This window comes from Methylocystis sp. Se48, from assembly GCF_056269425.1.
The window spans coordinates 2,846,880-2,867,898 of sequence record NZ_CM149850.1 but is presented as its reverse complement, the minus strand read 5'-3'; the positions used below and the strand labels follow the sequence as shown (position 1 = coordinate 2,867,898).

The 21,019-nt window shown below is 66.0% G+C and carries 17 protein-coding genes; 14 read left to right on the top strand and 3 right to left on the bottom strand.

Annotation, left to right across the window (positions count from 1 at the left end):
- Window position 1: 1 nt before the first annotated feature.
- The 12 genes from murD (at window position 2) to lpxC (ending at window position 14,554) form a co-directional block, all read left to right on the top strand.
- Complete coding sequence (gene murD / locus ACV959_RS14030) at window positions 2–1,429, top strand: UDP-N-acetylmuramoyl-L-alanine--D-glutamate ligase (RefSeq protein WP_475737195.1); 1,428 nt, start codon at window positions 2–4, stop codon at window positions 1,427–1,429.
- Entirely contained in the window at window positions 1,426–2,586 is a 1,161-nt protein-coding gene (locus ACV959_RS14025; RefSeq protein ID WP_475737194.1) for an FtsW/RodA/SpoVE family cell cycle protein, read from the top strand. Before murD ends, ACV959_RS14025 begins: the two co-directional genes overlap by 4 nt.
- Before the next feature lies 1 nt (window position 2,587).
- On the top strand, window positions 2,588–3,688 hold the full coding sequence (gene murG, locus ACV959_RS14020) for an undecaprenyldiphospho-muramoylpentapeptide beta-N-acetylglucosaminyltransferase (protein WP_475737193.1): 1,101 nt from the start codon (window positions 2,588–2,590) through the stop codon (window positions 3,686–3,688).
- A 15-nt stretch (window positions 3,689–3,703) separates the two neighbouring features.
- On the top strand, window positions 3,704–5,113 hold the full coding sequence (gene murC, locus ACV959_RS14015) for a UDP-N-acetylmuramate--L-alanine ligase (RefSeq protein WP_475737192.1): 1,410 nt from the start codon (window positions 3,704–3,706) through the stop codon (window positions 5,111–5,113).
- A 72-nt stretch (window positions 5,114–5,185) separates the two neighbouring features.
- Window positions 5,186–5,743: a hypothetical protein gene (locus tag ACV959_RS14010; RefSeq protein WP_475737191.1), complete on the top strand. Its 558-nt coding sequence runs from the start codon at window positions 5,186–5,188 to the stop codon at window positions 5,741–5,743.
- Window positions 5,740–6,660 carry a UDP-N-acetylmuramate dehydrogenase gene (murB, locus tag ACV959_RS14005; protein ID WP_475737190.1) on the top strand — a complete coding sequence of 307 codons (921 nt, stop codon included), beginning with the start codon at window positions 5,740–5,742 and terminating at the stop codon, window positions 6,658–6,660. The genes ACV959_RS14010 and murB overlap by 4 nt, the downstream gene beginning before the upstream one ends.
- Window position 6,661: 1 nt before the next feature.
- On the top strand, window positions 6,662–8,218 hold the full coding sequence (locus tag ACV959_RS14000) for a hypothetical protein (protein ID WP_475737189.1): 1,557 nt from the start codon (window positions 6,662–6,664) through the stop codon (window positions 8,216–8,218).
- Window positions 8,219–8,348: 130 nt separating this feature from the next.
- Window positions 8,349–9,272, top strand: coding sequence for a D-alanine--D-alanine ligase (locus ACV959_RS13995; RefSeq protein WP_475737188.1), 924 nt, complete (start codon window positions 8,349–8,351; stop codon window positions 9,270–9,272).
- The gene (locus ACV959_RS13990; RefSeq protein WP_475737187.1) at window positions 9,239–10,237 is read left to right on the top strand and encodes a cell division protein FtsQ/DivIB; all 999 of its coding nucleotides are present in this window, start codon (window positions 9,239–9,241) and stop codon (window positions 10,235–10,237) included. The genes ACV959_RS13995 and ACV959_RS13990 overlap by 34 nt, the downstream gene beginning before the upstream one ends.
- Before the next feature lie 4 nt (window positions 10,238–10,241).
- Window positions 10,242–11,555: a cell division protein FtsA gene (gene ftsA, locus ACV959_RS13985; RefSeq protein WP_475737186.1), complete on the top strand. Its 1,314-nt coding sequence runs from the start codon at window positions 10,242–10,244 to the stop codon at window positions 11,553–11,555.
- Between the two features lie 156 nt (window positions 11,556–11,711).
- Window positions 11,712–13,433, top strand: coding sequence for a cell division protein FtsZ (gene ftsZ / locus ACV959_RS13980; RefSeq protein WP_475737185.1), 1,722 nt, complete (start codon window positions 11,712–11,714; stop codon window positions 13,431–13,433).
- A gap of 209 nt (window positions 13,434–13,642) precedes the next feature.
- Window positions 13,643–14,554 (top strand): UDP-3-O-acyl-N-acetylglucosamine deacetylase, encoded by a 912-nt coding sequence (gene lpxC, locus ACV959_RS13975; RefSeq protein WP_475739672.1) that lies wholly within the window; start codon window positions 13,643–13,645, stop codon window positions 14,552–14,554.
- 181 nt (window positions 14,555–14,735) lie between these two features.
- On the opposite strand, the gene ACV959_RS13970 is transcribed toward lpxC, so the two are convergent.
- Complete coding sequence (locus tag ACV959_RS13970) at window positions 14,736–16,823, bottom strand: hypothetical protein (RefSeq protein WP_475737184.1); 2,088 nt, start codon at window positions 16,821–16,823, stop codon at window positions 14,736–14,738.
- A 251-nt stretch (window positions 16,824–17,074) separates the two neighbouring features.
- On the opposite strand from ACV959_RS13970, the gene ACV959_RS13965 reads away from it, so the two are divergent.
- A complete protein-coding gene (locus ACV959_RS13965) occupies window positions 17,075–17,965 on the top strand; it encodes an outer membrane protein assembly factor BamD (protein WP_475737183.1) in 891 nt (296 codons plus the stop codon).
- A gap of 2 nt (window positions 17,966–17,967) precedes the next feature.
- On the opposite strand, the gene ACV959_RS13960 is transcribed toward ACV959_RS13965, so the two are convergent.
- Entirely contained in the window at window positions 17,968–18,858 is an 891-nt protein-coding gene (locus ACV959_RS13960) for an alpha/beta hydrolase (RefSeq protein WP_475737182.1), read from the bottom strand.
- 164 nt (window positions 18,859–19,022) lie between these two features.
- Here ACV959_RS13960 and recN point away from each other — a divergent pair, with 164 nt between their 5' ends.
- Complete coding sequence (recN, locus tag ACV959_RS13955) at window positions 19,023–20,699, top strand: DNA repair protein RecN (RefSeq protein ID WP_475737181.1); 1,677 nt, start codon at window positions 19,023–19,025, stop codon at window positions 20,697–20,699.
- On the opposite strand, the gene ACV959_RS13950 is transcribed toward recN, so the two are convergent.
- Entirely contained in the window at window positions 20,696–20,944 is a 249-nt protein-coding gene (locus tag ACV959_RS13950) for a hypothetical protein (protein ID WP_475737180.1), read from the bottom strand. The genes recN and ACV959_RS13950 overlap by 4 nt on opposite strands.
- Window positions 20,945–21,019: the final 75 nt, after the last annotated feature.

Below are 21,019 nucleotides of genomic sequence, written 5' to 3'. Positions count from 1 at the left end.
GATGACGCCCGTAACGACTTTCAAGGACAAACGCGTCGCGCTGTTTGGGCTAGGCGGCTCCGGCCTCTCCACGGCGGGGGCGCTGATCGCCGGCGGTGCGCAGGTGCACGCCTGGGACGACGGCGAAGCTGGACGGCTGAAGGCGGTCGCGCAGGGCGTGCCGCTCGAAGATTTGCATCATGCCGACTGGTCGCGCTTCGCGGCGCTCGTGCTCACGCCGGGCGTGCCGCTCACGCATCCCGCGCCGCACTGGACCGTCCCGCTCGCGCGCGCGGCGGGCGTCGAAATCATCGGCGACATTGAATTGTTCTGCCGCGAGCGCGCCGCGCGTACGGGCGGTTCGCCCTTCGTCGCCATCACCGGCACCAACGGCAAGTCGACGACGACGGCGCTGATCGCGCATATTCTGCGCGAGGCCGGCCGCGACGTGCAGCTCGGCGGCAATATCGGCGTGCCGATCCTCGACCTCGAGCCTCCGGCGGAGGATCGCATTCATGTCATCGAATGTTCGTCCTTCCAGATCGACCTGACGCCGTCGATCAATCCCACGGTTGGCGCGCTCATCAATCTCACACCGGACCATATCGACCGTCACGGCACGATGGAGAATTACGCGGCGGTGAAAGAGCGGCTCGTCGCCGGCGCCGAGGTTGCGCTGGTGGGCGTCGACGACGCTTACACGCATGCGATCGGCGCGCGGCTTTCCGCCAATGCGCGCGATGGCCAGCGCGTCGCGCCCGTCTCCGGCGCGCGGGCGCTCGATTGGGGATTCTATGTCGAGAGCGGCGACGTCTATTTCCGGGAGCGGGGACACGGGCCGGAGGAGGTCGAATTTCTCGGATCGGTGAAGGGCGCGCGGGCGCTGCGGGGCGCGCATAATGCGCAAAACGCCGCTTTCGCTGCGGCGGCGGCGTGGGAGTGCGGACTCGAGAACGAGGAAATCGCCAGGGGACTCCTGAGCTATCCGGGCCTTCCGCACCGCATGGAGGAGGTCGGCCGGATCGAGCGCGCGCTCTTCGTCAACGACTCCAAGGCGACGAACGCCGATGCGGCCGAGAAGGCGCTCGCAAGCTTCGCCGACATCTACTGGATCGTCGGCGGCAAGGCGAAGGAGGGCGGGATCGAGCCGCTGCGGGGCTATTTTCCGCGCATCCGCAAGGCCTATCTCATCGGCCACGCGAGCGACGAATTCGCGCGCACGCTGGAGGGCGCGTTGCCCTATGAGCGTTGCGAGACTCTCGATGTCGCGACGGCCAGAGCCGCGCTCGACGCGCTCGACGGCGGCGCGCGCGAGCCGGTCGTGCTGCTGTCGCCGGTCTGCGCGTCTTACGACCAGTTCGCGAATTTCGAGGCGCGCGGCGACGCTTTCCGCGGGCTCGTGGCCGGGCTGCCCGCCATAATCGCTTCCCGCAGAGGAGGACGCACATGATTTCGCGCGCCGAGCGAACCCCGCTCTCCGATTGGGCCTGGACCGTCGATCGCTGGCTCCTCGCCGCCATCGGTCTGCTGATCGTCGCCGGACTCGTCTTCGCCATGGCGGGCAGTCCGCCCGTGGCCGAGCGCCTGCATCTGCCCACGTTCCACTTCGTCAACCGCCAGGTCGCCTATCTCCTGCCGGCGCTGGCGGTGATGATCGGAACCTCCTTCCTCTCCCCGCGTCATGTGCGCCGCATGGCGCTCGTCGTCTTTCTTGTCTCGCTCGCGCTCGTCGTCGCGACCCTGTTCTTCGGGCAGGAAGTGAAGGGCGCCAAGCGGTGGATCTTCGGCATTCAGCCGTCGGAATTTCTCAAGCCGGCCTTCGTCGTCGTCGTCGCCTGGGCTTTTTCGGAGGGCGCGCGGCGCAAGGACGTGCCGGGCAACTGGATCGCGCTGCTGCTCTTTCCGCTTGCCGTCGGTCCGCTGGTGTTGCAGCCGGACTTCGGCCAGACCATGCTCATCTCGATCGTCTGGGGCGCGCTGTTCTTCATGGCGGGCCTGCATGTGGTCTGGGTGATCGGCCTCGGCGGCGTCGCGGTGTTTTCGGCGCTGCTCGCTTATAAGTTCGTGCCGCACGTCCATGCGCGCATCGAGGCTTTTCTCGAGCCGCCGCCGCCGGTCGCGGGCGTGCCCTCCAACTTCCAGTCGGAGACGGCGCTCGAAAGTTTCATCGCCGGTTCGTGGTTCGGCAAGGGGCCCGGCGAAGGCACTGTGAAACGCATTCTGCCGGACTCGCATACGGACTTCATTTTCGCGGTGATCGGCGAGGAATTCGGCGTGATCGTCTGCATCGCGCTCGCGAGCGTCTTCGCCTTCATCGTCGTGCGCGGTCTCTTCTCCGCCGCGCGCAACGAGGATCCTTTCTGCCGCTTCGCGACGGCGGGTCTCGTCATGCTGTTCGGGCTTCAAAGCTGTATCAATATGGCGGTGAACGTCCATCTCATGCCCGCGAAGGGCATGACGCTGCCGTTCGTCTCCTACGGCGGCTCGTCGCTCATCTCGCTCTCGCTCGGCATGGGGTTCCTGCTCGCGGTCACGCGCAAGCGGCCGCGCACGCGCGTTCTCACCCAGGTCGCCGCGAGCGGCGAACCCCTTCCGGCGGCCGCGTGACATGAGCGATCAGCCAATTCTTCTCGCCGCCGGCGGCACCGGCGGCCATCTCTTCCCGGCCGAAGCGCTCGCCCATGCGCTGACGGCGCACGGCGTTCCGGTCGAACTCGTCACCGACGAGCGCGCGCTGGCCTATGGCGGAAGTTTTCCGGCGCGCGCCATGCATTGCATTCCCTCCGCCACCCCGCGCGGCGGCTCATTCATCGCCAAGGCGCAGGCGGTGGCGCAGCTGGCCTATGGCGCGGCGCAGGCGGCGGCCTTGTTGCGCGCGATCCGGCCGCGCGCGATCATCGGCTTCGGCGGCTATCCCACCGTGCCGCCGCTGCTCGCCGCAGCCTTTCTGAAAATTCCGAGCGTGCTGCACGAGTCGAACGCCATCATGGGGAAGGCGAACCGCTTCCTCTCCGGCCATGTCGACAAGATCGCCGCGGGTCTGCCCGATCTCGATGCGCCGCCGCCGCTGCGCGGGAAGGTCGTCGTCACGGGCAATCCGGTGCGGCCCGCCGTCCTCGATGCGGCGAAGATTCCCTATCCCGACTTCTCGGACGGCGTCTTTCGCCTGCTTGTGACGGGCGGCTCTCAGGGCGCGCGCGTGATGGCGGACATCGTGCCGGAGGCGATCGCCGCGCTGCCCGAGCATCTGCGTTCGCGCCTTCGCCTGACGCAACAGACGCGCGCGGAAGACATTTCGCGCGTCGAGGCGATTTACCGGAACGCGGGCGTCGACGTCGAGATCGCGCCTTTCTTCAAGGATCTTCCGTTGCGCATCGCGCAGGCGCATTTCGTGATCTCGCGGTCGGGCGCGTCGACGGTTTCCGAGCTTGCCGTCGTCGGGCGGCCCGCGCTTCTCGTGCCGCTGCCGCAATCGCTCGACGGCGATCAGGCGGCGAACGCGGCCTTCATCGAAAGGGCGGGGGCGGCCGAGTCGGTGAGGCAGAGCGCGTTCACGCCCGCTTTCCTCGCCGCGCGTCTCGCGCAGCTCATCGAGGCGCCGCAGCAGCTGGCGCAGCGGGCCGAAGCCGGAAGGCGCGTCGGCGTCGCGGACGCGGCCGAACGGCTCGCCGATCTGATACTGAGCGTGGCGCAAGGCCGCGCGTCCTAACGGAGACACATTGGAATGAAACTGCCGCGCGATCTCGGCCCCATCCACTTCGTCGGCATCGGCGGCATCGGCATGTCGGGCATCGCCGAGGTGCTGCTCAATCTCGGCTACAAGGTGCAGGGGTCCGACGCCACGGAGAACGCGAACGTCAAGCGCCTCTCGGAAAAAGGCGCGACGGTCCACGTCGGCCATGACGCCAAAAATCTGGGCGAGGCCGCCGTCGTCGTCGTCTCGACGGCGATCAAGCGCGACAATCCGGAACTCGTCGCCGCGCGCGAGAAACGTCTGCCGGTCGTGCGCCGCGCGGAAATGCTCGCGGAACTGATGCGCCTCAAGCAATGCGTCGCCATCGCGGGCACGCATGGCAAGACCACGACGACGTCTCTCGTCGCGACGCTGCTCGACGCCGGCGGTCTCGATCCGACGGTCATCAACGGCGGCATCATCAACGCCTATGGCACCAACGCCCGCCTCGGCGCCGGCGAATGGATGGTGGTGGAGGCGGACGAGAGCGACGGCACTTTCCTGAAGCTTCCGGCGGACGTCGCGATCGTCACCAATATCGATCCCGAACATCTCGATCATTTCCACACCTTCGACGCGATCAAGGAGGCTTTTCGAAATTTCATCGAAAATCTTCCGTTTTACGGCTTCGCGGTGATGTGTCTCGACCATCCGACCGTGCAGGAGCTGGTCGGCAGGATCGAGGATCGCCGCGTCATCACTTACGGCGAGAATCCACAGGCGGATGTGCGCCTGCTGGACGTGAATCTCGAAGGCGGAATTTGCCGCTTCAACGTCCTGTTGCGCGACCGCAAGACGGCTCAGGCGACCTATCTGGACAATCTCGTGCTCCCGATGCCGGGCCATCACAACGCGCTGAACGCCACGGCGGCCATTGCCGTGGCCTATCAACTCGGATTGTCGCCAGACCAGATCCGCAAGGCCCTCGCCGGCTTCGGCGGCGTCAAACGGCGTTTCACACGCACGGGCGAATGGAACGGCGTGCAGGTTTTCGATGACTACGGACATCATCCGGTGGAGATCGGCGCGGTGCTGCGCGCGGCCCGCGCCTCGACGAAAGGCAAGGTCGTCGCGGTCATGCAGCCGCATCGCTTCTCGCGCCTGCAATCGCTCTTCGACGCTTTCGCGACCTGCTTCAACGATGCGGACGTGGTTATCGTCGCGGACGTTTACGCGGCGGGCGAGCAGCCGATTGCGGGCGTGGACCGGGATGCGCTCGTTTCCGCCATCCGCGCGCACGGCCACCGTCGCGCGGTAAGCCTTCCGTCGCCCGAAGTATTGCCCGCAATGGTGCGGGAAATTGTGAGTCCCGGCGATTTCGTAGTTTGCCTTGGGGCCGGCAATATCACACAATGGGCGTATGCATTGCCCGAACAATTGGCAGCGGGCGGTCAGTCGTGAAACGTTTCGCGCGGGACTCGTTGTTTCGTCGGCGCGCGACACGTTTCCGGAGTCGAGCGAGGCGCCGCCGGCATGAGCTGTTCTCCTCCGTCGCCTATCCGGATCTGCACCAGCGGCAACGGCTGGTGGACGAAGGTCTCCAAATCGGTCGAAATCGATTACATCGCTTTTGAGGTAATGGCGTTCGAGACCAATTCGAGGGGCGAGGTCGAGGTCATCTCCGACGTCGACGCCTACATCGAGGACAACGAGAGAGCGGATCCTGATCGGATGGAGATACGATGCGTCTTGGCCGCCCAGGCGTGGGACGCCGAAAAGGACGGCGTCGTTTACTCCGATCCGGGTTTTCTGATGGGCTTGCGCAAGCTTTTCGAGATGAACCATTTCGAGCACGCCGACGATATCGGCTACACGAGCCGGGCGAAGCAGGGCGCGACCCACGTCTCCCTTCAGCCCAGAAGCGTGGCGCTGATGCGGGAAATCTGGAGCCGCAGGAGCGGCCCCGAGCGTCTCGAGCCGCCGGCGCGGGGATCGAATGCGCCGCGCGTCGCCTATCGCATGTCGTTCGACGAGATTCCCGAGGCCCCGATCGAAATCTACGCGGATCGTGAAATATACAGGCGCCTATGACCTTTCCTGATTTGACGCCCTCCCTGCGCGTGCGGGCGCCCGACCTGCGCGGACGTCTCACGGCGAACGAGCCGCTCGCTCCCTATACTTGGTTTCGCGTCGGCGGGCCCGCGCAGGCGTTCTTCATGCCGGCCGACGAAGCGGATCTGGCCTACTTCCTGTCGCGGCTGCCGCGTGAGATTCCGGTGACGGTCATCGGACTGGGCTCGAACCTGATCGTGCGCGACGGCGGCGTCGCCGGCGTCGTCATTCGTCTTTCCGCCAAAGGGTTCGGCGATATTTTCATCGAGGCGGGCAGCCGGTTGCGCATCGGCGCAGCCGCGCCGGACGTCAAGGCGGCGCGGGCGGCGGCCGACACCGGCATCGACGGCCTCGCTTTCTTCCGCGGCATTCCCGGCTGCATCGGCGGGGCGCTGCGGATGAACGCCGGCGCGCATGGCGGCGAAACCAAAGACACGCTGATCGAGGCGCGCGGCGTCGACCGCGCCGGCAATATCCACGTCTACTCCAATTCGGACATGGGCTACAGCTACCGCCACTGCTCGGCGCCGGGCGACGTGATCTTCACACAGGGCCTGTTTCAGGGGCGTCCGGGCGATCCGAAAGCAATCCTCGCCGAAATGGATCGCATCACGCAGGCGCGCGAAGCCTCGCAGCCGATCAAGGAAAAGACCGGCGGCTCCACGTTCAAGAATCCCGAGGGCCACAAGGCGTGGCGGCTGATCGACGCGGCGGGCTGCCGCGGGCTCGCGATGGGCGACGCGCAGGTGAGCGAGATGCACTGCAATTTCCTCATCAACCGCGGTCGCGCGACCGCCGCCGACATCGAGGGGCTTGGGGAGGAGGTGCGCCGCCGCGTCAAGGAAACGAGCGGCGTCGAGCTGCAATGGGAAATCAAACGGATCGGCGTCCCCTGACATGAGCTCCATCGCATCGCGAAGCGCTTCGATCGATCGTCCGTCCGCGCGGCTTTCCGCCTCGCTCGCAAGTTCCTGGACGACGCTCGCGCTCGTCCTCCTTGCGGTCGCGCAACAGGCGGCGGGACATCTCGATTGCGACGTGTCCTGGTTCATCACCTTCGCCGGGAAATATCTGGACGGCGCGGTTCCCTATGTCGACGTCACCGATCCCAACCCGCCGGCCGCCTTTCTTGCGCTGGCGCCCGCCGTTGCGTTGGCGCGGGCGCATCATTTGACGCCTGAGTCCGTTGTTGCGGGGCTGACCTTCGCCGCCGCGCTCTGTTCGCTCGCGGCGAGCGCGGCGATCTTCCGCTTCGGGGCGCGGCGCTCGCGCGAGGACTATGGGCTGCTGCTCAACGCCGCCGTTTTCCTGTTGCTCGTCGCGCCGGAGATGGTCTTCGCGGAGCGGGAACATTTGGCGCTCCTCGCCCTCGCGCCCATGCTGGCGGCGCTCGCGGCCGCGGCCGAAGGCGGGCGCGTTCCGTTGCGGCTGCGCGTCCTCGCCGGCATCGGCGCTGGCGCGGCTTTCTGCTTCAAGCCGTTTTTCGCGCTCGCCGTCGCCCTGCCGGCGCTGGCGCTGGCGTTTCGCGAGCGTTCCCCGCGTTTGCTACTGACCGCCGAAATGGCCGTGGCGGCGGGCGCCTGCGCCGTCTATGGCGCCGCGACCCTGCTGTTCTTTCCGGCCTACGCGCGCTATGCGCTGCCCGTGATCGCCGACGTCTATCAGCCGGCGCGGGACACATTCGAACATCTCGCCTTCTTTTCGCTCGCGCCGTTTCATGTCGCGCTGCTCGCGGCGCTGGCGATCGCGTCAGCGCGCGGCTTCGCGCATCCGCCGGTCGCGCCGGGGTTCGTCGCCCCCTCGGCCGCGCGCGTGTGCGCCTTCGCGTCGATCGGCTTTCTCGCCGGCTTCTTCATTCAGGGAAAGGGCTGGAGCAATCACGCCTATCCCGGGCTCGTTCTGGCGCTGCTCGCCTGGTGGCTTTTCGCGCTCGACGGTCATCCGCGGGCGCGCGCCGCGCGGGAAGGGGCCTTGTTCAAATATGTCTTCCTGCCGGCATTTATCGCGGCGCCCGCGCTGTTCGGGGCGGTCAAAGTGCTTGGCGACGTGGAGGAGCATCCCGGACTTCGCGCGGAAATCGCCCGCGTGGCGCCGCCGCATCCGCGTCTAATCGCCATGGCGCGCCAGCTCGACTATGGCCATCCGGTCACCCGCCAGCTCGGCGGCGTCTGGGTCGGCCGGCCCAATGCGCTGTGGACGGCGAGCCTCGCCGCGTGGCTGCTGCGCGACGCGACGGATCTGTCGTGGCGCCCGCGCCTCGAGGATTACCGCCGCCGCGACCTCGCGGGCTTCGTGGAGGACGTGCGCGCCGGCCGGCCGGACGTCATCGTGGTCGAAGATCGGGAAACGCGCGAATGGGTTCTGAAACAGCCCGAGTCCGCGGACGCGCTCGACGGCTACGAGAAGGCTGGCCAGGCGCAGGAGATCGAAATCTGGACCAGGAAGTCCCGGTGACGCCGTTGCGCGGGCGCCGGCTGCAACTTAGCGTGGGGCTCCGGAGATTCGCTTTCCGCGGTCCGGCGTGCCGCCGCGTTCCCGGCGCCTCTTGGGGCTGCCGGCCCCGTCCGCAGATTAAGAGATTGTCATGACCAGACACGTCGCCGTGCTCATGGGCGGGCTTTCCGCCGAACGCGAAATTTCCTTGCGCTCGGGCCGGGCCTGCGCCAGGGCGCTGGAGGAGCAGGGCTATCGCGTCACTCCCGTGGATGTGGGCCATGACGCCGCCAGCGTGCTCGCCGCGCTGCGGCCGGACGTCGCCTTCAACGCGCTGCATGGCAAGTTCGGGGAGGACGGCTGCATTCAGGGGGTGCTGGAGCTTCTGCGCATTCCCTACACCCATTCGGGCGTGCTCGCCTCGTCCGTCGCCATGAAGAAGGACGTCGCCAAGGTCGTCATGGCGGCCGCGGGCGTTCCCGTGCCCAAGGGGCGCGTGGTGCATCGGCTGGAGGCGGCGAGGGCGCACGTCCTCCCCGTTCCCTATGTCCTGAAGCCGGTCTCGGAGGGCTCCTCCTTCGGCGTCTTCATCGTCACCAACGCCGACGCGCCGCCCCCCGCTGCGCTCGCCGCTCCGGACTGGGCGCATGGAGAAGCGATGCTGGCCGAGCAGTTCATCGCTGGCCGGGAGCTCACCTGCGCGGTCATGGGCGACAGGGCGCTCGACGTGATCGAAATCCTCGCCGCGGACGGCGGCTGGTACGACTATCACGCAAAATACGCGAAAGGCGGCTCGACCCACGTTCTTCCGGCGAATCTTAAAGAGAATATTTACCAAGAGGTTCAACATTTAGCCATCGAGGCTCACAGAGCGCTCGGCTGTCGCGGCGTAAGCCGCGCCGACTTCCGATTCGACGATCGGCCCGGTGGCACGGGCGAGCTCGTCGTCCTGGAAGTCAACACGCAGCCGGGAATGACGGAGACCTCGCTCGTGCCAGAAATGGCGGCTTACGCAGGTTTTTCGTTCGGCGAGCTAGTCAAATGGATGGTGGAGGACGCATCCTGCGATCGTTGAAGGAGTCGGCGACGGCTTCCCTTCCGCTTGTTCATTTTTCACTAGCGCATCCGCGTCCCGCCGTCGCCGGCGCGCCTTTCTCGAACGCCGCGGCGGTTAACCCTAATGCTTCCCGACCCGCGCCGCGCCGCCGGGCCGCAGAAGTTTCGGCTCTTGACCGCTACGCCTTTCTGGCGCGGCCTGGCGTCGGCTTCGTCGCGGTGCTGCTGCTTTTCGGCGGCGTCGGCCTCGCCGGGCTCCTCGAGAACGGCGGCTACGACGAAATCGTCGCGCGCGAGGGCCAGCCGTTGGACATCGCCGCCCGCGCCATCGGCTTCGACATTTCCGCCGTGACGATCGCCGGCCAGTCCCGGCTGACCGAGAAGGAGCTCCTGGAGGCGTCGGGGGTCGGTCCCAGAAATTCGCTCCCCTTTCTCGACGCCAGCGCCGTTCGCGAGAGGCTCATGGCCGTGCCGCTGGTGAAGTCGGCGCGGGTGATGAAGCTCTACCCCAACCGGCTCGTCATCGCGATCGAGGAGCGCGCGCCTCATGCGCTGTGGCAGCGCGACGGCCGCGTCTCGGTGATCTCCGAAGACGGCGTCGCCATCGACGAATTGCGCGACGAGCGCTATCTCGGCTTGCCGTTCGTCGTCGGCGAGGGCGCGCAGAAGCGTCTGCCCGAATATCTGGTCCTGCTACAACTCGCTGGCGACCTCGCCCAGCGCATCAAGGCGGGCGTCCTCGTCGCCGGCCGGCGCTGGGACATCGAGATGACCAATGGCGTCACGGTGAAGCTCCCCGAGGAAGAACCCGCCCGCGCGATGGAGGCGCTCGCCCGATTGCAGCGAGAGTCTCGCATCCTCGACAAGGACGTGATGACGATCGACATGCGCGCGCGGGATCGCGTGACCGTGCGCCTCACCGAAGAAGCCGCCGCCGCGCGCGAAGCGGCGCAATCGCGCAAGACCAAGAAGAGTGGTGGTTAGAGTCATGAAGGCCCAGCTTGTTCCGCCGCGTCTGAAACCGCTGTCGCCGCGCCGTTCAGCGACGCTCGCCGCACTCGACGTCGGCACGTCCAAGATCGCCTGCCTCATCGCGCGCCTCAGCCCTGCGGGCGGCGCGGCGCCGGGAGACTGGCGCACGCATCGCATCCGCGTTGTCGGCATCGGCCACCAGCGTTCGATGGGCGTCAAGCACGGGCTCGTCGTCGACATGGACGAGGCCGAGCGCGCCATCCGCCACACGGTCGACGCCGCCGAACGCATGGCGGGCATGCAGGTCGATCGCGTCATCGTCACGGCGTCCGGCGGACGCATGGCGTCGGAGCATTTCGCGGCGAAGCGCGCGATCGGCGGCCGCGAGGTGGCCCCGGCCGACATCCATCGCGTGCTAGAGGCCTCCGCCGCTCATCATCTGCATCGCGGCCGCGTCGCGATTCATTCGCTGCCCACGGGCTTCTCGCTCGACGGCGTCAGCGGCATTCGCGAACCCAAGGACATGATCGGCGACGAACTCGGCGTCGATCTGCATGTCGCGACCTGCGATCAGGCGGCGGCGCGCAATCTCATCCTCGCGGCGGAACGCGGCCATCTGGGCGTCGAAGGCATGGCGGCGGCCCCTTACGCGGCGGGCCTCTCCGTGCTCGAGCCCGACGAAGCGGAGATGGGCGTCATCGTCGTCGACATGGGCGCCGGCTCGACCTCGCTCGCGGTTTTCGCGCGTGGCGAGATGGTTCATCTCGATGCGGTGACGCTGGGCGGCAATCACGTCACCATGGACATCGCCCGCGGCCTCGACGCGCGCCTCGCCGACGCCGAGCGTCTGAAGACCTTCCACGGCTCCGCCATCGCATCGTCGTCGGACGAGCGCGAAACCGTTTCCTTCGATCACGTCGGCGAACGCGGCCCCCACAAGGCCCATGCGCCGAAGTCGCATCTTGTGCGGATCATCCGCCCCCGCATCGAGGAGACGTTCGAATTCCTGCGCGACCGCATGGCGCGCGCCGGTTATCCGGCGAGCCCGAGCCGCCGCATCGTTCTCACGGGCGGCGCCAGCCAGCTCACCGGCGCGGCCGAATGCGCGCGTCGCATTCTCGGCGGCCAGGTGCGCGTCGGGCGCCCCATCGGCGTCGAAGGCCTTCCCGATCCCGCGCGCAGCCCCGCTTTCGCGGCGGCGGCCGGTCTGCTCGTCTATCCGCAGGTCGCGGGCCGCGAATATTTCGAGCCCCATCGCGGCGAGCGGGCGGCGACGGGAACCGACGGCTACATGACGCGAGTAGGTAGATGGTTAAAGGAAAGCTTCTAGAATCGGGAGCAAGTGATTCTCTCAACTGAGGCGATCCGGCCTGGAGAGGCGGGCCTCTTGAAGAAATAACCGAGGACGACGCGGTCGGCGACGGGGCGTCCAAGGATTGGGACAACCGACGCCGATGAGCAGTGTAAATTTCGAGAGGCCTGGCAAATGACGATCAACCTGAAAGCTCCCGAACTGCGGGAATTGAAGCCCCGGATCATGGTCTGCGGCGTCGGCGGCGGCGGCTGCAACGCCGTCAACAACATGATCTCGTCGGGACTCTCCGGAGTCGATTTCCTCGTTGCGAACACCGACGCTCAGGCGCTGGCCTCCTCGCCCGCGGAGCGCCGCATCCAGATGGGCCTCGAAGTGACGCAGGGCCTCGGCGCCGGCGCGCAGCCGGAAGTCGGCCGCGCCGCGGCCGAGGAGGCGCGCGACGACATTCGTGAGATTCTCCAGGGCGCGCATATGTGCTTCGTCACCGCCGGCATGGGCGGCGGCACCGGCACCGGCGCTGCGCCGGTCATCGCGCAGATCGCGCGCGAGATGGGCATTCTGACCGTCGGCGTCGTCACCAAGCCGTTCCATTTCGAGGGCCAGCGCCGCCTGCGCATCGCGGAGTCCGGAATTTCCGAACTCCAGAAATGCGTCGACACGCTGATCGTCATTCCCAACCAGAACCTCTTCCGCATCGCCACGGAGAAGACAACCTTCGCCGACGCCTTCGCCATGGCGGATCAGGTGCTCTACTCGGGCGTCGCGTCCATCACCGACCTGATGGTGAAGGAAGGGCTCATCAACCTCGACTTCGCGGACGTGCGCTCGATCATGCGCGGCATGGGCAAGGCAATGATGGGCACGGGCGAGGCGACCGGCGAGCGCCGCGCCAATCTGGCGGCGGAAGCCGCGATCGCCAATCCGCTGCTCGACGAAGTGTCGATGAAGGGCGCGCGCGGCCTGCTGATTTCCATCACCGGCGGTCACGACCTCACGCTCTATGAAGTCGACGAGGCGGCGAGCCGCATTCGTCAGGAGGTGGACGAGGACGCCAACATCATCCTCGGCGCGACCTTCGACTCGTCGCTCGAGGGCGTCATCCGCGTGTCGGTCGTGGCGACGGGCATCGACCTCGCGGCGATCACCGCCGACGACCCGACCAGCCAGTCGCGCATGGCCGAGGCCGCCGAGCGCATGCGTCTCCAGATGCAGCAGTCGAAGCCCCAGCCCGCGCCGGTCGTGGAGACGCAGGCGCCGACCTTCGCCATGCCGGAGCGTCCCGCCCCCGCGCCCTACCAGCCCGAAATGCGGGAGCCGGCGCCGGCGCCCTACTACCCCGAGCCTGCGCCCGTCGCGCCCGCGCCGGTGGCGACCCATGGCGTTTACCTCGAACCGGTCGCCTCGCGTCCGACCTACGCCGAGCCGGCGCCCGAGCCCGCGCCGCGCAGAGTGGCCGAACCGGCGCCAGCGCCCTACGTGCCGCCGGCTCCCGAACTGCCGCGCGCCCCGCGCATGCCGAGCATCGAGGACTTCCCGCGGCCGATCCAGGACCAGATTCGCCAGCAGCGCAACGAGGCGGCCCACGATCCGCGCCGGAAGTCGATTTTCGAACGACTCGCCTCCTTCGGCGCGAGCCGTCAGGAAGACGCGATGCATGCGCCGACCGCGCCGGCGCCTCACGCGCAGCCGGCGCCCATGCCGCCCCGCGCGCCGGCCGCGCCGCAGCCGACGCCTTCGCATGCGGAATACGCCAAGCGTCCGACGGCGCCGGCCCCGCAGGCGCCGGCCCATGCGCCGCTCGATCCGCACGGTCGTCGCGCCCCCGCGCCGCGTCCGGCCGAAGAGGACCATCTGGAAATCCCGGCTTTCCTGCGGCGTCAGTCCAATCACTGACCGCTCTTGTCCGCGTCCTCCGAAGGCCCGCCCCGCGCGGGCCTTCGTTTTTTCGCCAAGTTGCTGGCCTGCAGAGAAATTTTGCCGGTTGTAACATTCTGTAAGAATCCGTTACTGGAGCGACGCCGGCCTTTTGGGCTAGCATCCGTTAATCCCGCCGCCGGTCGGCTCCGGCCGCGCACGCCGTCACTTGTCGGGAGGAGTTCCTCATTCGCCCGAAGTCCCGCGCCCCCGAGGCTTCCCGCGCCGCGCAGACGACCATCGCGCGCCCCGTCACGGTTTCGGGCCGCGGCGCCCATAGCGATTTGCCAGCGCGCTTGACGCTTTTGCCCGCCGCGGCGGATGCGGGGATCGTTTTCAACCTCGGCGGCGCCGACCTTCGCGCGGACTGGCGCGGCGTCGACGCGACGCAGCTGCGCACGCGCCTCTCGGGCGCGGGGGCGAGCGTGTCGACCGTCGAACATCTGTTGGCGGCGCTTGCGGGTCTTTGCGTCGACAACGTCCTGATCGAGGTGGATGGCGCGGAAATCCCCGCCATGGACGGTTCGTCCCGCGCCTTCGTCGCGGCGATCGACGAGGCGGGCATCGTCGAACTCGGCGCGCCGCGCGCCTGTCTGCGCGTCGTCGCGCCGGTGCGCGTCGCCGATGGCGCAAGCTGGGCGGAGCTGACGCCCGCTCGATCCGGCCTCGCCCTAGACGTCGAGATTTCCTACGAGGGCCTGATCGGCCGCCAGCGTCTCGCGCTGGACGTCACCCCGGAGTCTTTCCGCCGCGAACTGGCGCCGGCCCGCAGCTTCGGCTTCCTGCGCGACGCGGAGCGGCTGTGGCGCGCGGGCCTCGCGCTCGGGGCTACGCTCGACAATACGGTGGTGCTCGACGGCGCGACGGTGCTCAATCCGCTCGGCCTGCGCTTCCCGGATGAATTCGTCCGGCACAAGATGCTCGACGTCGTGGGCGACCTCGCCCTCGCCGGCGCCCCGATCGTTGGCGCCTTCCGGTCCTACAGGGGCGGCCACGCGCTCAACGTGGCGCTCGTGACGGAGGCGATGCGGGCAGGGGCTTTGGAGCGCGGCGGATTGGAGACGGTTCCCCGCGCTACGGTCAGATCCGCCGCGCTGTGATCTGGGCATTGTCAGATCGGGAAGGATGCCCTACCCTAAAAGGCGGTGATGCATCGCTGGGAGAAAAAAGATGCTCCGTCTGGCTGTTCGATATTTGATCGGCTTGGCCGTTGCCTCGGCGGCGACGCTGCAGTCAGCGCTCGTCTGGGCGATGAGCACGCCGAGATGACAATGTGCGGCCTCAGGGGCCGCACATTTGCTCGATGGCGGCCTCAGCTTGCTCATTCAAGGCTTTCATTCTCTGCACGTCGTAATCCGACTTGTCTCCGGAGTCTTTAATCGCCTTGAAACGGCTTTCGGATTTAGCCAGCGCGATCAAGGTCCTGGCTTCCGAACATTGGGCGGCTCCGACCGACTCGCCAGCATATGCGGAAATAAATATTGCGCTCAAGGCGGCCCACATGGCGGTTTCCTGCAAAAGATAAGGCTCCTTTTCGATTTCCGTTTTCGCCTCGAGCCATTTCACTTCCGCGTTCGCGCCTTCCCCCTTCATGTCCTCTCCGTAGCCATTGAAAAAGCGAACGAATTTCCTCGACCGGGCATAAATTAGTTTCCATTTTTCGATTTGCGGCGCGGAAAGTTTTCGCCCAGATACTACGGCGGAAACATATAGTTCCATGTATAATGGAAGATCGACAATGAGATTGCGGCGGTAGATGCGCTCGATCTCGTTCCACCTGTGCTTGGTCTTGTCGAGATCCTTTAGCCAATCCGACTCGATCAGACAGTGGATCGCGGCATCGACCTGATCCAACTCGTTCTGAATGCGCTCGACCGAAAAAGCATAATCCTCGCTATGCAGCATTGCGTCGACCAAATATCCATGAAAATTTATGGATCCCGGTAGTGGCGTGCTCTGATTGTAAGAAGCGCAATTTTGGTTGAGTGGATACCTGTCCTTTATCCGGTCGAGAAAGTGCGCCTTATCCGCTTGATTTCCGGCGAAGGCGACGAGATCGCTGACCAATGCGACAATATAAGCTTCCCATGGGTAATATTTTTCTTTTTCATTACAGCATTTTTTTGCTTTTCTGTCTTCATCAACTAATAATTTGACATCTTCCTCTAGTGGGTCAGAGGCTGTTGTTTTTTGAGGATCGCATTTAACGCCTGGCTTTTCTTCTGTAGATTCACATTTATTGCAGGCAGGCAGTTCCTGAGAATAATTTTTTATAACTTTTATTCTGTTATCGACGCTGTTCTGAATATCTTTGATCGCCCTGAGAGTGTTGCGGGCGCTGACGCAGTCGATGCCGTTGGCATTTACGGCCGATGTCGCCGCCGCGACGGCCCGCTTCACGTCTTGATCATAACGCATGCGCTCAAAAGCTGGTTCGTCTAGCTTTTTTAGTTCCGTGAGGCTGCTTATCAATGGTCTTATGTACTTGCGCATCAAAATTTCTGTAATTAAAATTTTATTAAAGCAATAATTATTTACATAATAGATAGATAAACGTGCATCAAAAGATGTCGCATCTTCGTCCGCCCATTTGGTTTTGTTGCCGATGCGACAAAATTTACGGGCATTTTCTTTAGTTTTAGAGGCGCAATCGCCAACGCTGCCCAGATCAGATCCCCCGCTGTTTGGATCAGCGGGAAAAAAACCGAATTTGTCCCAAATCGTCAAAGTCTCTTTCATGAAATATAAATTCAATTTGATTTTTGGGAATTCCTTCAGTTTGGAAGACGCGGAATCAAATTTCGCCTCCAGATCGCCAGCACGAACCGATTGGATTTTTTCAAGTAAAGCGGGACGAAACGCCAGGACAACGCCAAAAAGCGCGAGCACCGCCAAGCCGCTCTGAAGCGCCCATGGCGAAGGATGGTCCCCTCCCAGAAAAGCCGTGTAGAGTTGATCCAGGCGGTGCGAAATTTTTGCGCGATGTTCCGCCGCCAGCCATCCTGCAATCGCCCATAACAAGGCCCAAACGAATCGGGATTTGACAAGCCATTCCTCAAAGTCAAGGAAGCGATCTGGCTCCGGTAGCGGGCAGCAGGGCCGGTTCCATCCGGGAAGGCTCGCGAACATTGCATCGTGGTTTAGAGCAATGACCGCGAGGATAACCGTCACGACAACGAGAGCAGCCTTGGCCGCAGTCGTTTTGACGCGCGCGCTCGGTTGGTTTTGAGCCGGAGCGGTTCGCGGTTTCCAAAGCATCTCTAGCCATGGACGTTTCAATTTTTTATCGTCCACTGTCTTTTTCTGGAAGACCAGCTGGAACAAACAACCGATTACGAAGCCAATGGCCGCCCAAACCGTCCAAGTCATCGTCAAGCTCAAATTCGTCAGTTAACTCCGCAACACTCTCATGAGTTCTCCGAGCCGTAAAGCTCTCGCCCGCCCGCCTCGCCATAATCTCGCCAGAAGAAGGTCATTTCCTCTGTCCCCAAAATCCGTCGCCGCGCGCCGCCAGCGCCGCGATGCGGTCGCGCCCGATGGTGGCGCAGCTTGGCGGTTTAGGCTAAGAGGCTTGCGAGCGCGGCGGGGCTGTCGCTCGATGCCGCAAGGGGCGCTTCAATATGTTGGTTTTTGCCGTTTCGTTTCGTTCTCCGGCCGCGCTCGCCGTTGCCGCCGCGCTCGTCCTCTCGGCCGCGCCCGCGCGGGCCGACATCATGGACTCGATCACGAGCGGTTTCGGCCTCTTCGGCGGCGGGGAAAAATACAAGACGGAGATTACCCCCGACATTCCGGCGGAGGATCTTTACAATCAAGGCCTCGCGCGCCTGAACACGAAAGACTATGAGGGAGCCGCCAAAAAGTTCGGCGAGCTGGAAAAGAATTATCCGTCGTCGGAATGGTCGCGTAAGGGCCTGTTGATGACAGTCTTCTCCCAATATGAGAAGCCCGCCTACGACGACGCCATACAGTCGGCGCAGCGTTACATCGGGCTTTATCCCAATTCGGCGGATACGCCTTACGTGTACTATCTCGCGGGCATGTCCTACTACAATCAGGTGCCGGACGTGATGCGCGACCAGACGTCGGCCGAGAAGGCGCTCGAGATTTTCTCACAACTCGTCCAGAAATATCCCAAGTCGGAATATGTCGCGGACGCGCGCTACAAGATGAGCGTTGCGCGCGATCAACTCGCGGCGAAGGAGATGACGGTCGGCCGCTTCTATCTCACGCGCAAGAATTACCCGGCCGCGATCAACCGCTTCCACGACGTGCTCGGCAAATATCAGACAACCCGCCACACCGAGGAAGCGCTCTACCGCCTCACCGAAGCCTATATGGCGATGGGCGTCGCCAACGAGGCGCAGACGGCGGCGGCGATCCTTGGCCACAACTTCCCCGACTCGCAGTGGTACAAGGATGCGCACGCCCTGCTGAAGACGGGCGGACTGGAGCCGCACGAATACACCGACTCCTGGCTCTCCAAGATCGGCAAAACCCTGCACGCGATCTGACGTCAGCCGCCCGTGTGGGCGCGGATGAACCGGCCGGCCAGCGCCAGCGCGCGGCGGCCGTCGGCGAGCCGCGCATTCCACATCATCCAAGCGTGGATCATCTGTGGCCATATTTCCAGCGTGACGGGAACGTCCGCGGCGCCGGCGGCGGCGGCCAACCGCGTCGAGTCCGCGAGCAGCGTTTCCGCCGAGCCGACCTGCACGAGCGTCGGCGGCAGGCCGCGCAAATCTGCGAAAAGCGGCGAAACGCGCGGATCCTTCCGATCGACGCCCAGCGGAACATAGGCGCGCGCCAGTTCGTCCAGATAGGGCTCATGGATCAGCGGATCGACGGCGTCCTTCGTGGCGAGGGTTTCGCCCGACATGGTCAGATCGGTCCAGGGCGAACAAAGCCGCAGGCAGCCGGGCGGCGTTTCGCCCGTGTCCCGCAATCGCATCGCCAGCGCGAGCGAGAGGCCGCCGCCGGCGCTGTCGCCCCCGACAGCGATATTCTCGGCGCCGATTCCCTGCGCCCGCAGAAAGCGCCAGGCCGCGAGCGCGTCGTCATAGGCGGCGGGGAAGGGGTGCTCGGGCGCCAGCCGGAAGGCGACCGCGAGCGTTCGCGCGCCGGCGGCCCGCCCGGCCTCCGTGACCATGCGCCGATGACTGACGATCGAGCCGGAGCAATAGCCGCCGCCGTGGAAGAACAGGACGACTCGCGGCGGATCGGAGCCCGGCGCGAGCGACCATTCCGCGGCGAGTCCGCCGATGTCGGCCGGGGTCAGCGCAATGTCGGCCGCGGCCGGCCAGACAGCGCCCACTTCTTCGATGCGCGCGCGGCGCTCGCTCCAGCCCACGGGGCGCGGCTTTGCGCCGAGAAGCGCGCGAATCTCATTGATTTCGTCATCGGCCATGCCAACCTCCCCATTGCGGCGAATCGCCGCTTCGAAGCTCGGGGCGCGCGCCTTGCGAAAACCCGCCACGCGCATTTTCGCCGCGCGTTTCCGTCCACAGGATAACGGCGCCGCCGCGGCGGCGTTGCATGCGGCGCGCGCGCCGGAGCGGTAAAGTAACGCGTATGCTGGTTCGTCTGTCCATTCGCGACATCGTGCTGATCGACGCGCTCGATCTCGACTTCGGGCGAGGGCTCACCACGCTCACCGGCGAGACGGGCGCCGGCAAGTCGATTCTCCTCGACGCTTTCGTGCTCGCGCTCGGCGGGCGCGGCGACGCCGCGCTGGTGCGGGCCGGCTGCGAGCAGGGGCAGGTGACGGCGGTTTTCGATCTGCCGGCGGATCATCCGGCCCATCTCGCCGCGCGCGAATTTGGTCTGTCGAGCGAGGACGAAATGGTGTTGCGCCGCGTGCAGGCGGCGGACGGCCGCACGCGCGCCTTCGTCAACGATCAGCCGGCGACCGCGCAGGCCTTGCGCGCCATCGGCCGCGAACTCGTGGAAATCCATTGCCAGCACGACGACCGCGCGCTGGTCGATCCGGGCGCCCATCGCGCGCTGGTCGACGCGCATGGCGCCCTGCTCGCGCAGACGATCGACGTGCGCGCGAAACACGCGGCCTGGCAGGGCGCGCGCCGCGCGCTGGCGGAGGAGGAAGCGCGAATCGCGAAAGCGCGCGCCGACGCCGATTATCTGCGCCATGCGCATGAGGAGCTGACGAAGCTCGCGCCGGAGCCGGGCGAGGAGGAGGCGCTCGCCGAGAGCCGCCTCTTCATGCAGCGGGCGGAGAAGGTCGCGGGCGATATCCGCGACGCGCTCGCCGCCTTCGCGGACGAGCGGGCGCCGGCGGCGGAAATCGCTCAGGCCGCGCGGCGGCTGGAACGGCGATTGACGCAAGCCCCGCAGATTCTGGAGCCGCCGGCAAGGGCGCTCGCCCAGGCCGTGGACGCGCTCTCGCTCGCCGAACAGGCGCTGGAGCAGGCGCTCGCCGAAACGCGCTTCGACCCGGCCGAACTGGAGCGCGTCGAGGAGCGGCTGTTCGCGCTGCGCGGCGCGGCGCGCAAATATCACGTGACCGTGCCAGACCTGCCGAGGCTCGCAGAAAAATTCGCCGGCGACATCGCCGCGCTCGACGCCTCGGAAGCGCGGCTCGTGACTCTGGGGCGGGAACTGGACGCCGCGAAGGCCGCCTATGACGGGGCCGCCCGCGCGCTCTCCGAGGCGCGCAAGAAGGCGGCGAAGAGGCTCGACGCCCTCGTCGACGCAGAATTGAAGCCCCTGAAGCTCGAAGGCGCGCATTTCTCCACGCAGGTGACGAGCGACCCTGAAAACGGCGGGCCGGAAGGGATCGACCGCGTCGAATTCTGGGTTCAGACCAATCCGGGCTCGCGGCCTGGTCCGCTCACCAAGGTCGCTTCGGGCGGCGAACTCGCGCGTTTCATGCTCGCGCTGAAAGTCGTGCTCGCGGACCGCGGCTCGGCCCCGACGCTGGTTTTCGACGAGATCGACACCGGCGTCGGCGGCGCCGTCGCGGACGCGATCGGCCAGCGTCTGGCGCGGCTCGCGAAACGCGCGCAGGTTCTGGCCGTCACGCATGCGCCGCAGGTCGCCGCGCGCGCGGGCCGTCACCTGCGCATCAGCAAGGGCGCGACGGCGCGGGGCAAGGACAGGCGCGTCGCGACCAGCGTCGCCGTGCTCGCGGACGCCGAGCGGCGCGAGGAGATCGCCCGGATGCTCTCCGGCGCCGCCGTCACCGACGAGGCGCGCGCGGCCGCCGCGCGGCTGCTGGAGGCGGCGGGTTAATCCCGCCGCAGCAAGAACCCGTAAGGCCAGTCGCGTTTCTTCCCGCCGTCGGGGCGTGTGACGATCGTCAGATTTTGCAGCAGGAACATGATGCGGCCGTTCCCGCGCGTCGGCTCTGGCGGCGGGCCGGGTTTCGGCATTTGCGTCTTCGGATTGGCGGACGCGTTCGCCGCCGGAACGGGAAACCACCGCCGGAGACGCTGCAAATCCGGGGGCGGCGGGCGATAGGCTTTGGAAACGCGCATTGGAAAGCCCTGGACCGAACCCTGAAAATTGCGTTTTCCGGGCTCGGACGGGGGGAAGCGAGGCGCCGCGCGCCC

What these genes read in the sequence shown, in the direction of transcription:
- murD (WP_475737195.1), top strand. Translation starts at nt 2, where the DNA reads ATGACGCCCGTAACGACTTTCAAGGACAAACGCGTCGCGCTGTTTGGG.
- ACV959_RS14025 (WP_475737194.1), top strand. Translation starts at nt 1,426, where the DNA reads ATGATTTCGCGCGCCGAGCGAACCCCGCTCTCCGATTGGGCCTGGACC.
- murG (WP_475737193.1), top strand. Translation starts at nt 2,588, where the DNA reads ATGAGCGATCAGCCAATTCTTCTCGCCGCCGGCGGCACCGGCGGCCAT.
- murC (WP_475737192.1), top strand. Translation starts at nt 3,704, where the DNA reads ATGAAACTGCCGCGCGATCTCGGCCCCATCCACTTCGTCGGCATCGGC.
- ACV959_RS14010 (WP_475737191.1), top strand. Translation starts at nt 5,186, where the DNA reads ATGAGCTGTTCTCCTCCGTCGCCTATCCGGATCTGCACCAGCGGCAAC.
- murB (WP_475737190.1), top strand. Translation starts at nt 5,740, where the DNA reads ATGACCTTTCCTGATTTGACGCCCTCCCTGCGCGTGCGGGCGCCCGAC.
- ACV959_RS14000 (WP_475737189.1), top strand. Translation starts at nt 6,662, where the DNA reads ATGAGCTCCATCGCATCGCGAAGCGCTTCGATCGATCGTCCGTCCGCG.
- ACV959_RS13995 (WP_475737188.1), top strand. Translation starts at nt 8,349, where the DNA reads ATGACCAGACACGTCGCCGTGCTCATGGGCGGGCTTTCCGCCGAACGC.
- ACV959_RS13990 (WP_475737187.1), top strand. Translation starts at nt 9,239, where the DNA reads ATGGATGGTGGAGGACGCATCCTGCGATCGTTGAAGGAGTCGGCGACG.
- ftsA (WP_475737186.1), top strand. Translation starts at nt 10,242, where the DNA reads ATGAAGGCCCAGCTTGTTCCGCCGCGTCTGAAACCGCTGTCGCCGCGC.
- ftsZ (WP_475737185.1), top strand. Translation starts at nt 11,712, where the DNA reads ATGACGATCAACCTGAAAGCTCCCGAACTGCGGGAATTGAAGCCCCGG.
- ACV959_RS13970 (WP_475737184.1), bottom strand. Translation starts at nt 16,823, where the DNA reads ATGACTTGGACGGTTTGGGCGGCCATTGGCTTCGTAATCGGTTGTTTG.
- ACV959_RS13965 (WP_475737183.1), top strand. Translation starts at nt 17,075, where the DNA reads ATGTTGGTTTTTGCCGTTTCGTTTCGTTCTCCGGCCGCGCTCGCCGTT.
- ACV959_RS13960 (WP_475737182.1), bottom strand. Translation starts at nt 18,858, where the DNA reads ATGGCCGATGACGAAATCAATGAGATTCGCGCGCTTCTCGGCGCAAAG.
- recN (WP_475737181.1), top strand. Translation starts at nt 19,023, where the DNA reads ATGCTGGTTCGTCTGTCCATTCGCGACATCGTGCTGATCGACGCGCTC.
- ACV959_RS13950 (WP_475737180.1), bottom strand. Translation starts at nt 20,944, where the DNA reads ATGCGCGTTTCCAAAGCCTATCGCCCGCCGCCCCCGGATTTGCAGCGT.